Annotated in this window: 12 protein-coding genes; 3 read left to right on the forward strand and 9 right to left on the reverse strand. The window is 55.3% G+C overall.

Going from position 1 to position 13,020, the window contains the following annotated elements; all coding sequences use genetic code 11:
* Positions 1–3: 3 nt before the first annotated feature.
* From B0E33_RS10770 to gmd, 5 genes are read right to left on the reverse strand one after another with little or no spacing between them, the layout of a single operon-like run.
* Positions 4–816 (reverse strand): class I SAM-dependent methyltransferase, encoded by an 813-nt coding sequence (locus B0E33_RS10770; RefSeq protein WP_167579525.1) that lies wholly within the window; start codon positions 814–816, stop codon positions 4–6.
* 8 nt (positions 817–824) lie between these two features.
* Positions 825–1,652 carry a glycosyltransferase family protein gene (locus tag B0E33_RS10775; protein WP_077291223.1) on the reverse strand — a complete coding sequence of 276 codons (828 nt, stop codon included), beginning with the start codon at positions 1,650–1,652 and terminating at the stop codon, positions 825–827.
* Positions 1,653–1,673: 21 nt separating this feature from the next.
* Positions 1,674–2,951, reverse strand: coding sequence for a hypothetical protein (locus B0E33_RS10780; RefSeq protein WP_077291224.1), 1,278 nt, complete (start codon positions 2,949–2,951; stop codon positions 1,674–1,676).
* On the reverse strand, positions 2,948–3,937 hold the full coding sequence (locus B0E33_RS10785) for a GDP-L-fucose synthase family protein (protein ID WP_077291225.1): 990 nt from the start codon (positions 3,935–3,937) through the stop codon (positions 2,948–2,950). Before B0E33_RS10785 ends, B0E33_RS10780 begins: the two co-directional genes overlap by 4 nt.
* Before the next feature lie 11 nt (positions 3,938–3,948).
* Positions 3,949–5,031: a GDP-mannose 4,6-dehydratase gene (gene gmd / locus B0E33_RS10790; protein ID WP_077291226.1), complete on the reverse strand. Its 1,083-nt coding sequence runs from the start codon at positions 5,029–5,031 to the stop codon at positions 3,949–3,951.
* Between the two features lie 398 nt (positions 5,032–5,429).
* Here gmd and B0E33_RS10795 point away from each other — a divergent pair, with 398 nt between their 5' ends.
* On the forward strand, positions 5,430–6,173 hold the full coding sequence (locus B0E33_RS10795; RefSeq protein WP_077291227.1) for a hypothetical protein: 744 nt from the start codon (positions 5,430–5,432) through the stop codon (positions 6,171–6,173).
* Between the two features lie 39 nt (positions 6,174–6,212).
* Here B0E33_RS10795 and B0E33_RS10800 read toward each other — a convergent pair whose 3' ends face one another.
* The 3 genes from B0E33_RS10800 to gcvA all read right to left on the reverse strand — a co-directional run bounded on the left by B0E33_RS10800 (position 6,213) and on the right by gcvA (position 9,144).
* A complete protein-coding gene (locus tag B0E33_RS10800; protein WP_062491066.1) occupies positions 6,213–6,947 on the reverse strand; it encodes a sulfotransferase family protein in 735 nt (244 codons plus the stop codon).
* A gap of 97 nt (positions 6,948–7,044) precedes the next feature.
* Positions 7,045–7,953 carry a lipid kinase YegS gene (gene yegS, locus B0E33_RS10805; protein WP_062491068.1) on the reverse strand — a complete coding sequence of 303 codons (909 nt, stop codon included), beginning with the start codon at positions 7,951–7,953 and terminating at the stop codon, positions 7,045–7,047.
* Positions 7,954–8,220: 267 nt separating this feature from the next.
* Positions 8,221–9,144, reverse strand: a complete 924-nt coding sequence (gene gcvA / locus B0E33_RS10810; protein ID WP_022999230.1) for a transcriptional regulator GcvA — start codon at positions 9,142–9,144, stop codon at positions 8,221–8,223.
* A gap of 157 nt (positions 9,145–9,301) precedes the next feature.
* On the opposite strand from gcvA, the gene B0E33_RS10815 reads away from it, so the two are divergent.
* Together B0E33_RS10815 and B0E33_RS10820 are read left to right on the forward strand one after the other, a co-directional pair.
* Positions 9,302–10,519 (forward strand): acyl-CoA dehydrogenase, encoded by a 1,218-nt coding sequence (locus tag B0E33_RS10815; protein ID WP_062491071.1) that lies wholly within the window; start codon positions 9,302–9,304, stop codon positions 10,517–10,519.
* Positions 10,520–10,640: 121 nt separating this feature from the next.
* Positions 10,641–11,822: an NAD(P)/FAD-dependent oxidoreductase gene (locus tag B0E33_RS10820; RefSeq protein WP_062491073.1), complete on the forward strand. Its 1,182-nt coding sequence runs from the start codon at positions 10,641–10,643 to the stop codon at positions 11,820–11,822.
* An 11-nt stretch (positions 11,823–11,833) separates the two neighbouring features.
* On the opposite strand, the gene B0E33_RS10825 is transcribed toward B0E33_RS10820, so the two are convergent.
* Positions 11,834–12,922: an N-formylglutamate amidohydrolase gene (locus B0E33_RS10825; RefSeq protein WP_022999233.1), complete on the reverse strand. Its 1,089-nt coding sequence runs from the start codon at positions 12,920–12,922 to the stop codon at positions 11,834–11,836.
* Between the last annotated feature and the right edge of the window lie 98 nt (positions 12,923–13,020).

A 13,020-nucleotide genomic window follows, 5' to 3' on the forward strand; every position in this document is an offset into this window, starting at 1 on the left:
CGTCTAAACATTATTCTTTTTTTGAAGATTTTTTCGAAGAAATTTAAAATCTGACTTTGTAAGAGACTTTGGAAAATCAAAATCTTTTTTGAACTTGTTATTACTTCTCAAAATTTTTGGGACCCAAGACTTAATTCTTCTGGGTTTAGTTTCGAGCGAAAGTGACGAAAAGGCGTAAAACTCTCCACCGAAGTGAAACAGATTCATGTCTATTTGACTCGCCATATACTCCAAAGTTTTTTTCGAAAAAAAGCTGATATGTTGACCAGTTTCAAATACCCAATACCACCAATTTTCATCCGGCAAATCATTCATGTCAAAACAGGTTGCAGTAAAGAAACATGTATGAAAGTTATACTTTAATTTAGCGTTTTGAAGAAACTGGAGAGGGTTTGCCAAATGCTCCAATACTTCGAATGCAACCGCGACCTCATGTACGCCTTCGTCGGCCTCGAATCCTCGTGCCATAAGATTTTCCGCGTATTTATCTTCCCAAAAGAAGTTAAAACCCTTGTCTCTCATTCCGCGCACAAAGAGACCATAACCTCCGCCAAGATCTACGCCTTTTTTAACATTAATCGAATTCATCAAAATTGCAGTGGAAACGCGATTTGCGTTTGCATTGTTCCGAACAAGAATACCAGTGTCCGTGATTGTAATCGCCGAGTCATAGGCCTCTTCTAACCAATAAGGCTCATCGACAAAAATATAACCTATACTTTTATCATAGTAATAATTTGCTTTATACTTACCTAAAACTTGGTGCGAAAACAGCCTTTCACAATCAAGACCAGATAAAGGAGATTTTTTTCGCATTTCTTCTCTCATAATTTTGAAAGATTAAATTCCCGCCCACTCGCTGGGCCTAGATGTTCACTTGGCGCTTTGTTGATTAGATCCGGGGCTATGAAAATCTTCCTCCCCTTTTCAATCATTTGCTTATGCAAAACAACATGTTCACACGTCAGATTTCCAAGGCTGTCTCGTGGTGAATACCAGCAACCTTTCAGGGAAGCGGTTTTGTACATAGCCAAGCCACCAAAGGCCGACTCCACTTCAATCCAAGAGTGATCTTCAGGTATCTTAAATTGCCTGTTGTGGATGTACTCGTCTCTAAGAAGTCGAATATTCTTCTTCTTGAAAAAACGTCGCCGTTTAGCGTTTTCCAATTCCCGCCAACAATCATCAGGACACCAGGTTCGGTGCCTAAGAGCGTAAAGATCATAGTAAGCTTCTGTCTGATTTGCAGTAATAGCATCCCAGTCAAGCGTTGTTTTTTCGATTATTTTACGAACTTTGAGAATATCAAACTCATCATTCACACCATCCAAATCCATGACAAGGGTATACTTAGGGGTGTGTTCTGATAGAAGTATTTTTTCCAAGGCGAAGTTTCTAGCTACGGCAATTCTTTCAACTCTATTTTTGTATGCATTTATCAATCCATCCAGGCGAACAATTTGGAAAACATCAGATTGATTTGCCGCCTCTTCTAGAAGTTGATCAGTTTCGTCCTGATTGTCGTTTGTTGTAATTATGACTTGGGAAACGCCGCTGCTGGCATCCAGACGCAGTATTCTCGATAGAGTTCCTTTGAACCCTTCTCCACCGTTTCTCACGGTTCCAACAATGCATATATCTCCATTCAACATATCTGATCTGGCTTTTGCATTTTATTTTTCAATAGAGACTGGAGAATTTGACAGATCTGCCTCACCTAAAAAAGGGTGTGACTTCAAAATTTGACCGAAATACTCTTTAGCAGCTCTGCATCCTCGCCGAAATCTGTTCTTCTGTTCGAACGCGCTAACAATTGCCTCCGAAAATTCGCGATTCCCAATTACCGGAATTGCATTTCCGTGAGCAAGAAAATCCTGCATTGCAATACCTTTGGAATGTACGATGATCTTTTCCGCGGCAACAGCATCCTGCACAAGACCTGAGCCCTGAAGCCCATAGACGCCTGTGTCATATGGCAAAAGGATCACGTCCGTCGACAGGAACAATTCTTCAAAGACTTCGGGATCAAGACTATCTGAAAAACAAGTGACCCGAAGCTTGTCAGCCTTTGACTCGAAGTGTTTTGCAAAGGAATAAACACCTCCGTCGACGTAATCCGTGCCCGAGCCCTGAAGCAGGATTTCAACCGGTTGGTCCAGACTGCGGCTATCGATCAAAGAAGATAGTTCTTCGACGATGGCTCCTACGCGATCATAACCCTTTCCTGGCCTAGGTGCGCCGAGGAGACCTACTCGAAACGTATCGTAGAAGCCAGCAGCCTTGGGGGTTGGCTCCAGCGGGCTGACGCTGCATGTCAGGTAGAAACCACTGGTGACGGGCAGATCAAACTGCTTCCACATGTATTCCGCGAGCTCACGGGTCTCGCTGAACAGACGAATTTTTTCAGATTTTCGGATCGCATCCCGAAACAATTTCATTCGCTGAGCCCGACGGCTGTCCTTGTGTTCGCCAAGTGTCGGATCCAGAAGGCGCATGCTGATCTGCGGCGTATTTTTGTCGAGTTGTGAAACAAAATCGACGATCGATTCCAGCGCGTCCAGATTGGCGGACGGAATGATCAACGTGTCATGCGCATCAAACTCAAGTCGCTCACACACTTCAAGGATTGTGTGGCCGAAGGGAGATTTTGGATAGGAGCCAATGCCTCCATCAGATACAGACCTGAAAAATGCGTCGACTTTTTGCCGAAATCCACCATGCCTGAACCGCCAGTACTGCCTGGCCTTCACCTGATCTGCCGCAGTCAAAGTGGCCGCAGCTTCTCCCAGAAAACCGTCGTAGCCCACACCAGCGATAAAGTGCAGTTGATGGTCAGGCAACAGCGCCCTTAGCGCGGCAATCTGGGTATGGTGATGTCCGCGATTTTTTATGAGCTTCGGCTCAACAATCAGAAGTTTTGAACCTTCAAGAGAATGCTGGTCGGCACTCATGACATCCGGACACCGCGATTGTCTTCAACGAACGCGTCCCGGTAGGTTTCTCGCAAGCCCTCGGCAAGCGACCGTACCTTGTTCCAACCCAATTCGTTTAACCGTGTTGTATCTGTAAGTTTTCGCGGTGTGCCGTTTGGCTTGCTCGCATCAAATGACAGTTCGCCCTCAAAACCAACAATGTCACAGATCAATTCTGCGAGTTGCCTGATGCTGATTTCCTTGCCGGTTCCAACATTTATAGCCATCGGGTCAGAGTAGTGTTTTGCCAGAAAAACAACAGCGTCTGCCAAGTCATCTACGTGAAGAAATTCCCGTAAAGGTGAGCCGTCTCCCCAAACTTCCAGAAATTTCTTGCCAGCTGTTTTCGCTTCATGCGCTTTGCGCAAAAGTGCAGGCAACACGTGACTCGATTGCAAATCGTAATTGTCGCCAGGCCCATAGAGATTTGTTGGCTGTGCTGAAATGAAATCGCAGCCATATTGAAAGCGATAGGCTTCACAAAGTTTGATGCCTGAGATCTTCGCCAGCGCATACCATTGGTTTGTCGGTTCGAGCGGTCCCGAGAGAAGGCTGTCTTCCCGGATCGGTTGCGGGGCCATCTTTGGATAGATACAGGTGGACCCAAGAAAAACGAGCTTGTCGACTGAGCACTGATAAGCCGAGTGGATGACGTTGGACTCGATCATCAAGTTGTCGAACAGGAATTCAGCTGGCCTGGTGCTGTTTGCCAAGATACCGCCAACTCTTGCCGCTGCCAGAAAGACCACATCAGGACGCGTCTGCGACATCCATTCTTCGACGCCTGACTGCCTGCGCAGGTCGAGATCTTTACTGGATACCGTTACGATTTCACAGTCTTCGGACTTCAAACGCCGAACGATGGCACCGCCAACCATGCCCGTATGGCCTGCAACGAAAACACGTTTGCCTGAAAGGTCAAACGATGTGGCCAGGACTTGTCCAGATTCTGCGGTGCCACGCATGCTTTCAGTCCTCAAATGGCTTTGATCGAAAATGCTTGAGACTCGTTTTTCAAATCCTCGGGCACCGACCTTAGATCACTTCGAACCATCTGCCTGATCATGTCACGAAATGGCGTAGTGGGTGCCCAGCCTAGCGCGTTTGTCGCTTTTTCCGGATTACCGAGCAGCAGATCAACTTCCGTTGGCCGGAAGTAGCGTGGATCGACGGAAACCACTGCTTTTCCAGTTTTCGTGTCGAATCCTTGTTCGTCTACACCGCTACCTTCCCAGCGAATGTCAATATCCAGTTCGGCGAAGGAAAGTTCGACAAATTCGCGAACCGAATGCTTTTCTCCCGTCGCCAGAACATAATCATCCGCCTTGTCCTGCTGCAGCATCAGCCACATGCCGCGGACGTAGTCTTTTGCATGCCCCCAATCCCGTTCGGCGTCCAGGTTGCCAAGGTAGAGCTTGTCCTGAAGGCCCAGCTTGATCGCGGCGGCGGCGCGGGTGATCTTGCGGGTCACGAAGGTTTCGCCGCGGATCGGGCTTTCGTGGTTGAAGAGGATGCCGTTGCTGGCGTGCATGCCGTAGGCTTCGCGGTAGTTGACGACGATCCAATAGGCGTAGAGCTTTGCTGCGGCATAGGGGCTTCTTGGATAGAAAGGCGTGGTTTCCGACTGCGGAACTTCCTGTACCTTGCCGTAGAGCTCAGACGTGGAGGCCTGGTAGAAGCGCGTTTTCTCGCTCAATCCAAGAAGCCGGATGGCCTCAAGCAGGCGCAGAGTACCGAGGGCGTCCGCGTTTCCCGTATATTCCGGGGTCTCAAAGGATACCTGAACGTGGCTCTGCGCGGCGAGGTTATAGACCTCGTCCGGCTGCGTTTCCTGCATGATGCGGATGAGGTTCGTGGAATCCGTCATGTCACCATAGTGCAGGTGCAGCTTCACATCACGGTCGTGCGGGTCCTGATAGAGATGATCGATCCGTCCTGTGTTGAACGACGATGACCGTCTCTTGATGCCGTGAACCGTATAGCCTTTCTCTAGCAGCAGTTCTGCGAGATAGGCGCCGTCCTGGCCAGTGATCCCGGTGATGAGGGCTGTTTTTTGCATCGGACTCTTTTGTCTCAATCCAGTTCCGTTAGAGCTTCTTCAAGAAGCAATGCGGACGTGAGTTTCATTTCTGCGGCGCAACTGTTTGGCAGTGTTCGCAAACGGTGGGTCATTCGCTGGCGTCCGACCGGCACCTCAATTCGCACCGAAGATTCCGGGCGTTATAGTCGGTTCCAAAATCAAAAGAAAGAGAACCCTGACCTCCGAGTGCTTTGAACATGCACTGGCAACAGCAAAAGTCATAATGATATGGCAGCGCGCAGGTCAAAGATCGCTGGCGTTCGGGCTGATGGCTTGGCATAACCGCGACGGCAACGAGCCGCCAGGCGAATTCAGGCGATTTCAAGTACGGGTGGATTAAAGGTGGTCACTTCCGGCTTCATTTGCAGACAGGTTTGATGACAGACGCAGTGAAAATCGACGTACTCCTCGTTTCGGGGGCAAGGCCTGCGCTGTTGGAGAAAACTCTGGCAAGCTTTTCACAGCGGTTGTTCAGGCATTTCGAGATCGGAACGCTTTACGTCAACATCGATCCCTTTGAAGGCGGACCTGTGGAGGTTGATGCCTGCGAGGAGATCTGCAAACAGCATTTCGCCAATGTCGTCACCCGCAAGCCTGACAAGCCTCACTTTACAAAAGCAATCCGGTGGCTCTGGCGACAGCCGGCTGCGGACTGGTGCTTCCACCTGGAAGACGACTGGGTGCTGAACCGGGAGGTCCGCCCAGAAGAAGTCAATAAGGCAATTACACGCGACGTTCGCCAGATCAGCCTGATGACCCGGGAAAAGAACTGGGGCTATCGGTCCTTCTATCATTATGAACCCGGCCGCAGGACATTCCTCGGAATGGATCTTGGCAAGGGTCTCAACAAGAAGCGGCCGATCTTCGGAACCAGCCCCTCCTTCCTGCGCAGCGATTTCGCCGCAAGATGTGCCGAGCTGATGGATGAGACACTCGATCCGGAAAAACAACTGAACTACATGAACCCAGACCTGAATGCCTTTACCGCACAATTCAGGAACAGGTTCATCGGCGCGCGGCGAGACTATGTGGCGATCGACATCGGCCGGGAACACCGCGATGCACTTGGGATAACCAAGGAAGTTATCGATGGAAACAGCGTCTGGAGCCGGACAGAGTAAGGCGCATCTTCAAGCCCACAAAATACTCTCGCACTAAGGTCAGCTGAAAAAGACGTTCCGTGTTGCTGGCGTATCGAAATCGAAGCCGAACAGTTCGATTTCGGTTTTGTACCAGTCGGCGACGATCTCGATATTCCTGTCGGTGTAGAATTTTCGCTGGTCGGCACGGGCATTGCGGGAGATATTGCGCTGTTCGAGCGTGTCATCTGCCCCAAGATATCTTGCCAGTTCCGGACCCAGTTTTTCCTGACGCAGGATATTGACCGCCACCTGCCCCCTCTCGTCGATCACATAGTCGCTTTGCGGGTACCAGCCGAGCGAGGCGCGGTGCCAGAAGAAATCAACCTTGCCCCACTCGTGGCGCGTCTCCAAAAATTCCTCGAACCCCTTCACCGTCAGATCGAATTCCGCCTCGTGGGATCCGCTTGTCTGTAGGTAGAACTTGAATCTGGAAAAAGTCCGTGCCCAGGGGTTGCGAACAACCGCAAAAGGCACCGTGCCGGCACGCACCGAAAGGTCGATATCCCGCAGCCGGGCATGTTCGTAGCCTGGATGAAGCCCGCGATCCCTCATGAAGGTCATCAGCGCGTTTGCATAAGCCTTGCTTTTCAGGCGGCGCCGGTTGGCAAGAACCAGATTGCCTTCCAGCGCCTTGGCATGGCGCACCGACATGCCGCCGTTCTTGGGAATGTGGACGAGCAGGTGTTTCTTCGGCACCAGCCCCAGCCTGGCAGGCGCGAACTTGAGGAAATTCTTGAGCTGGTATTCGTCCATGCTGTCCGTCTCTTGAAAGCCGTGCCCTGCGCCTTCCCGCACCTTGCATGCCTGACGGAAAGACGTCGTTTCTGCCTGCTGCCGGGCGCGGCGACCGTCAGCGCCTGAGGTCGATCTGGTGGTGCCTTATCCCAATCTGCCAGGACTGTCCATTCATCGGCTCGCCGTCCAGATTGAACTGCACGGGCTGCTGGGTCTCGATTTTCAGATTGCGCACCTTGCGCTGGATCGGGCCGCCGTTGATGTCGTCAACGCCGCTGTCCAGCAGCACCGACAAAAGATCGATGACCTTGCCCGACTGCGGGAAGGGAACGATGGTCAGATCGAGGAAGCCGTCATCGAGCTTGGCATCGGGGCATAGCCGAATGCCGCCACCTGCGCGGCGGCCATTGCCCACGGCGAGCGCCAGGAACGAGCCCTCCCAGGAGAAATCATCCGCCTCGATACGGGCTTCGCAGGCCGAAAGTTCCGAAAACCGCTGCAGACCTGTGAAGAGATAGGCAGCCCCGCCAAGAACACGCTTCAGGTTCGGGTCGGTCTGTGATGTCACCTGTGAACCGAAGCCGCCAGTTGCCATGTTGACGAACACACAGCCGTTGACCTCGCCAATGTCGGTCGGTTTGGCGGAAGCGCGCACGGCAAACCGCAGGCAGGAGGTGATGTCCGCCGGGTCAAGGCCAATGTGATTGGCAAAATCATTTGCCGTTCCAAGAGGCAGAACCGCAAATGAAAAAGGAGGCTTTTCCCCTTCGGGCAAACCATGCAGGGCCGCATCCAGAACCTCGTTCAAGGTGCCATCGCCTCCGCCGCTGACAAGCGTGTCGATCCGCTCGCTCTCGTGATCGCGCAGGGCATCGCGAACCAGTCTCTCGACATCGCCGGCCTCATAGGTCACGCGGACGGAGACATCGTGGCCCATGGACCGTACGGCCTCTACCGCACTGCGGACATCGTCGCGGCCGGCGGACTTGCCATTGAGGATCAGGCGCAGATGATGCTTTTCCAATTACGTCTCCTTGTCCCTGCTTCTTTCTTACACGAGCAGGGAAAATTGCCATCAGGCATGGCAGCAGATCATAACCCGGGGCGGGAATACGGCAGTTTGAAAGCGGGACGGGTCTCTCCGATTGGTGCCTGTGAGCAAAACGCCGGTAAGGTGCAATCGTTCCGCTGAAAAGTGGGTCATGTGCCCGCCGGTTTCAATTTCTGCCGATGGCTTAAAAGTCAGGTCCAGGGGAACCGTCGTGCGGAGCGCCCTGTCTTGACGCCTGCTTCAGCCCGGCAGCATTGTTTCCCGGCGCGTCCGTGCGGTGCGCGCTTCCTCCATCAGCCATTTTCGGAATGCAGATACCACCGGCCGCATCGTCCGCCCCTCCGGATAGACGAAATAATACGCCGTCTGTTGTGACAGGGAGAGGTCGAAAAGCCGGACGAGACGTCCTGAGGCCAGTTCCGCCTCGACGAAAAAACGCGGGATCAGCGCGGCCCCGGCGTGGTGGATCGCAGCCTCGGAGATCATGACGAACTGTTCGAAACGCGCGCCTTGGAAGGCGGCATCTGTTTCCACGCCTGCAAGATCAAACCACTGCCGCCAGGCAAGCGGGCGTGTTGCAAGCTGCAGGCGCGGCACGCGGGCAAGATCGGCAGGTGTGCGGATCTGGTGCCGATCGCGAAAGACGCGTGAGGCAACGGGGATGACTTCCTCGTCGAACAGCCGCTCGGCGATCGCCCCCGCCCAGACCGGGTCGCCGTGGTGAATGGCGCCGTCAAACGGCTCCTCGTCGAAATCGAACGGCTGCAGGCGTACACTCAGGTTCAGGCCAGCGTCCGGATACCGGCGCCCGAAATCGGCAATCCGCGGCGCCAGCCAGCGGGTGCCAAAGGTCGGCAGAACCGCAAGGTTGAGGACGTCCGCACTGCCGGCGTAGGACATCACCTGCCGCGTGGCCGCGGTCATCTGTTCCAGCGCCCCTCGGATATCGTGAAGGTAGATCCGGCCCGCGTCGGTCAGGACAATGCGCTGGCGAACCCGCCGAAACAGCTCGACGCCCAGCCTGTCTTCCAGCTGGCGAACCTGCTTGGACACTGCGCCCTGCGTCAGGTGCAGTTCCTCCGCGGCGCGGGTAAAGCTCAGATGCCGGGCGGCACATTCGAACGCGATCAGCGTGTCTGCCGGCGGGACGAAGGCGCGCCGCATGGCAAATTCCCCTACTTCATTCCATTTCGTCATGAATGATGGACGAGGTTTCGCTTTTACGCAAACGGATTTGAGGCAAGACTAGAGGAAATAGAATGACCCTGGCCGTCAAGCGGCCGCACATCATTGGCCGGATCACGGCCTGGGAGACACGACCATGAACGCACCCGCGAATGTTAAGTCCTCACCGGCCGGTGGCGGCTCCTTCGACTGGCAGGACCCGTTTCACCTGCGCGAACAGCTGAAGGAAGACGAACAGCTGATCCAGGATACGGCTCGCGCATTTGCCCAGGAAAAGCTGCTGCCGCGCGTAATCGAAGCCTACCGCGAGGAAAAGACCGACCGGGGCATTTTCAACGAAATGGGTGAACTCGGCCTTCTGGGCGTCACCCTGCCGGAAGAATACGGCTGCGCCGGTGCATCCTATGTCGCTTACGGCGTCGTTGCCCGCGAGATCGAGCGTGTCGACAGCGGCTATCGCTCCATGATGAGCGTGCAGTCCTCGCTGGTCATGTACCCGATCTATGCGTATGGCTCGGAAGAACAGCGCCAGAAATACCTTCCGAAACTGGCAAGCGGCGAATTTGTCGGCTGCTTCGGCCTCACCGAGCCCGATGCAGGTTCCGATCCGGCTGGCATGCGCACCCGCGCGGAAAAAATCGACGGCGGCTACAAGCTGACCGGCTCGAAGATGTGGATCTCGAACGCTCCGATCGCAGATGTCTTCGTCGTCTGGGCGAAGTCGGAAGCTCATGATGGTGCCATCCGCGGCTTCGTGCTCGACAAGGGCATGAAGGGCCTTACCGCACCGAAGGTCGGCGGCAAGCTTTCCCTGCGCGCGTCCATCACCGGTGAAATCGTCATGGACGGTGTGGAAGTGGGTGAAGATGCCCTGTTGCCGAATGTTTCCGGCCTGAAAGGCCCGTTCGGCTGCCTCAACCGCGCACGCTACGGCATTGCCTGGGGCGCAATGGGCGCTGCAGAAGACTGCTGGACCCGCGCCCGTCAATATGGCCTCGACCGCGAACAGTTCGGCCGCCCGCTGGCACAGACCCAGCTCTTCCAGAAGAAGCTGGCGGACATGCAGACCGAAATCACGCTCGGCCTGCAGGCAGCGCTGCGTGTCGGCCAGCTGTTCGACGCTGGCAAGGTGGCGCCGGAAATGATCTCGCTGATCAAGCGCAACAACTGCGGCAAGGCCCTGGATATCGCCCGCCAGTCTCGTGACATGCACGGCGGCAACGGCATCCAGGAAGAATACCACATCATGCGCCACGCCCAGAACCTGGAAACGGTCAACACCTACGAAGGCACGCATGACATTCATGCGCTGATCCTCGGCCGCGCACAGACCGGCCTGCAGGCGTTCTTCTAAGACCCTGAAGTCATGACATTTGATGCGGGCGGCCAAGCCGCCCGTCTCTCGTTCGGTTCTCTTGAAAAGGGTTTGCGTCAGCAGGCCCGTTGTTTTTCCTGACAGCGCTTGAGGAGGCTCCATGGCGGACCAGACTGCGGATGTCGTCATCATCGGGGGAGCCGTCATGGGCTCGTCCGTCGCCTGCCACCTGGCCATGCGCGACGATTTTTCCGGACGCATCGTCGTTATAGAGGCGGATCCCGCCTATGAAACCTGCGCTTCCGCGCGGTCGGCAGCGTCCATTCGCCAGCAGTTCTCCAGCGCCATCAACATCGAGATTTCGCTTTACGGCATCCGCTTTCTGCGGGAGATCGGAGCAGCGCTCAACGTGAACGGCGACAGGCCCGCTATCGATCTTCACGAGGGTGGCTACCTGTTCCTGGCAACGCCCGACAAGCTCAATATCCTTCAGGAAAATCACCGCCTGCAGCAGCAGCTCGGCGCGGATATCGCCTTTCTTGACCCGGACGGTCTCAAGGCAAAGTTCCCCTGGCTGGAGGTTTCCGACCTCGCCGCAGGCTGCCATGGCGTTACAGGCGAAGGCTGGTTCGACGGCTATGGCCTGATGCAGGCCTTCCGCAAGAAGGCCCGGTCGCTGGATGTCGACTACATTGCCGCAAAGGCCAGGGTGGCATCCGACGGCAATGGCGGCTGGAGCGTTGAGCTATCGACGGGCGAGAGACTGTCGACACCTGTCGTCGTCAATTGCGCCGGAGCTTCCGGCGGGGCCGAGCTTTGCCGTCAGGCCGGAATGGACGTTCCGATCGTTTCCAAAAAGCGCTGCGTCTTTACCTTTGAATGCAAGGACAAGCTGGAGCGTTTTCCGCTGCTGATCGATCCGAACGGCACCTATGCGCGCCCGGAAGGCACCGGCTACATCTGCGGTTCGGCGCCGCCTGAAGATCGCGATCCGGACTGCCACGATTTCGACGTCGATTATGGCCTTTTCGAAGAACATATCTGGCCGACACTGGCAACGCGCGTTCCCGCTTTCGAGGCAATCCGGCCGGGGGCTGCCTGGGCCGGCTGCTATGACATGAACCTCTTCGACCACAACGCCTTTGTCGGCGCAGTGCAGGGGCTGGACGGGTTCTATCTGGCACTCGGGTTTTCAGGACATGGTCTGCAGCAGTCACCCGCGGTTGGGCGCGGCCTTGCGGAACTGGTCGTGACAGGCGGCTATCAGACGCTGGATCTCTCACCGCTGGCGTTCGACCGGCTGGCTGCCGGAACACCGATTATCGAAAAGAACGTGGTCTGACCGTCTGAAGCTTACTCGGCCACCAGCAAGGGCGTGACGGGTCCGTCCTCGACCTTGCTCGTCTGGGCGCTGGATACCTTGGGCAGGGTCAATGGATTGGCGGGGCTGATCTCCGCCTTTTCCAGTGCCGCGTCAGGCGTTTCTGCCGAAATATCGTCCGGGATTTCTGCCGCGCCTTCCGTCAACGCTTCGGCATTGTCGGTAACCGGGCCAGCGTTGCTGCCGCTGTCTTCAGCGTCCGTCGTCTCCACCAGAGGCTCTTCCACCGGCAAGGGCAGGCTTTCAATCTGGTTCTGACCAGATGAAGCACCGCCCACCGACGTCCAGTCCACCAGCCGCGTCATTGCATCCTGCAGGACGGCCGTCAGACGGGCCATTCGCACCTTGTCCGGCTCGAAAGGCGGTGACTCATGGCGCAGGTAAGAGCGTTGTGCCAGTAGCAACGTCATCGCATGCAGGCCGCGGTCCGGTCGACCGAACGTATGGGTGATGAAACCACCCTGGGTCTGCTCATCGACGCTGACCGTATACCCTTCCCGCCCCTTGAACGAGCCGACCAGCACATTGCGCAGGTCCGGATCACACGACTTTCCGCCCGCCGTGCCGATACTGACCAGCGGCAGTCCATTTTCGGTAACGCCCTTGATGTTCGAACGCATGGACTGGCAATCCAGCACGATCACCTTGCGATGACTTCGCAAAAGCCGGTCGATCTGGCGGCGCAGGGCCTTGTGGAAGGGCGTATAGAAAAGCAGCGTGCGTTGTTCGATCTCGGTCGGGCCAGGCTCTTCGCCTTCCTGATAGATGCGCTTGCCATCCAGCGTGGTGGCGGGACACAAGGCGCGCGTCGGATCCTGCGCAGCGCTGACAGGTGTCTTGGGATCGCGGTCCAGATCGACAACGTAGCGGGAAATGGTGGAGCGCAGCACTGTCGCGCTCAACTCTCCGTGAAAGTCGAACACGCGTTCCAGGCGCCAGGCGAGATCGGCCTGAAGACGGCCCGTGGCATTCAGCCTTTTTTCGACAGCGTTCGGGATCTCCGTGCCCGAATGGGGCAGGCAGACAATCAGCGGGCTTTGTCCTTCTTCAACCAGGATCATGCTGCAACGCCTAAACGACGAGACCAAACGGCCTCTAACTTGGAGAACTTACTTAACGGAAACAAGACATTTTCTTTACAACCAGAAGACACGTAACC

This window comes from Roseibium algicola (assembly GCF_001999245.1).
Classification (GTDB): Bacteria; Pseudomonadota; Alphaproteobacteria; order Rhizobiales; family Stappiaceae; genus Roseibium; species Roseibium algicola.

Coding starts and splice junctions, on each gene's coding strand:
- B0E33_RS10795 (WP_077291227.1), top strand. CDS start 5,430: ATGACAGACGCAGTGAAAATCGACGTACTCCTCGTTTCGGGGGCAAGG.
- gmd (WP_077291226.1), bottom strand. CDS start 5,031: ATGCAAAAAACAGCCCTCATCACCGGGATCACTGGCCAGGACGGCGCC.
- gcvA (WP_022999230.1), bottom strand. CDS start 9,144: ATGCGGCGCGCCTTCGTCCCGCCGGCAGACACGCTGATCGCGTTCGAA.
- B0E33_RS10780 (WP_077291224.1), bottom strand. CDS start 2,951: ATGAGTGCCGACCAGCATTCTCTTGAAGGTTCAAAACTTCTGATTGTT.
- B0E33_RS10775 (WP_077291223.1), bottom strand. CDS start 1,652: ATGTTGAATGGAGATATATGCATTGTTGGAACCGTGAGAAACGGTGGA.
- B0E33_RS10820 (WP_062491073.1), top strand. CDS start 10,641: ATGGCGGACCAGACTGCGGATGTCGTCATCATCGGGGGAGCCGTCATG.
- B0E33_RS10825 (WP_022999233.1), bottom strand. CDS start 12,922: ATGATCCTGGTTGAAGAAGGACAAAGCCCGCTGATTGTCTGCCTGCCC.
- B0E33_RS10815 (WP_062491071.1), top strand. CDS start 9,302: ATGAACGCACCCGCGAATGTTAAGTCCTCACCGGCCGGTGGCGGCTCC.
- B0E33_RS10770 (WP_167579525.1), bottom strand. CDS start 816: ATGCGAAAAAAATCTCCTTTATCTGGTCTTGATTGTGAAAGGCTGTTT.
- B0E33_RS10800 (WP_062491066.1), bottom strand. CDS start 6,947: ATGGACGAATACCAGCTCAAGAATTTCCTCAAGTTCGCGCCTGCCAGG.
- B0E33_RS10785 (WP_077291225.1), bottom strand. CDS start 3,937: ATGCGTGGCACCGCAGAATCTGGACAAGTCCTGGCCACATCGTTTGAC.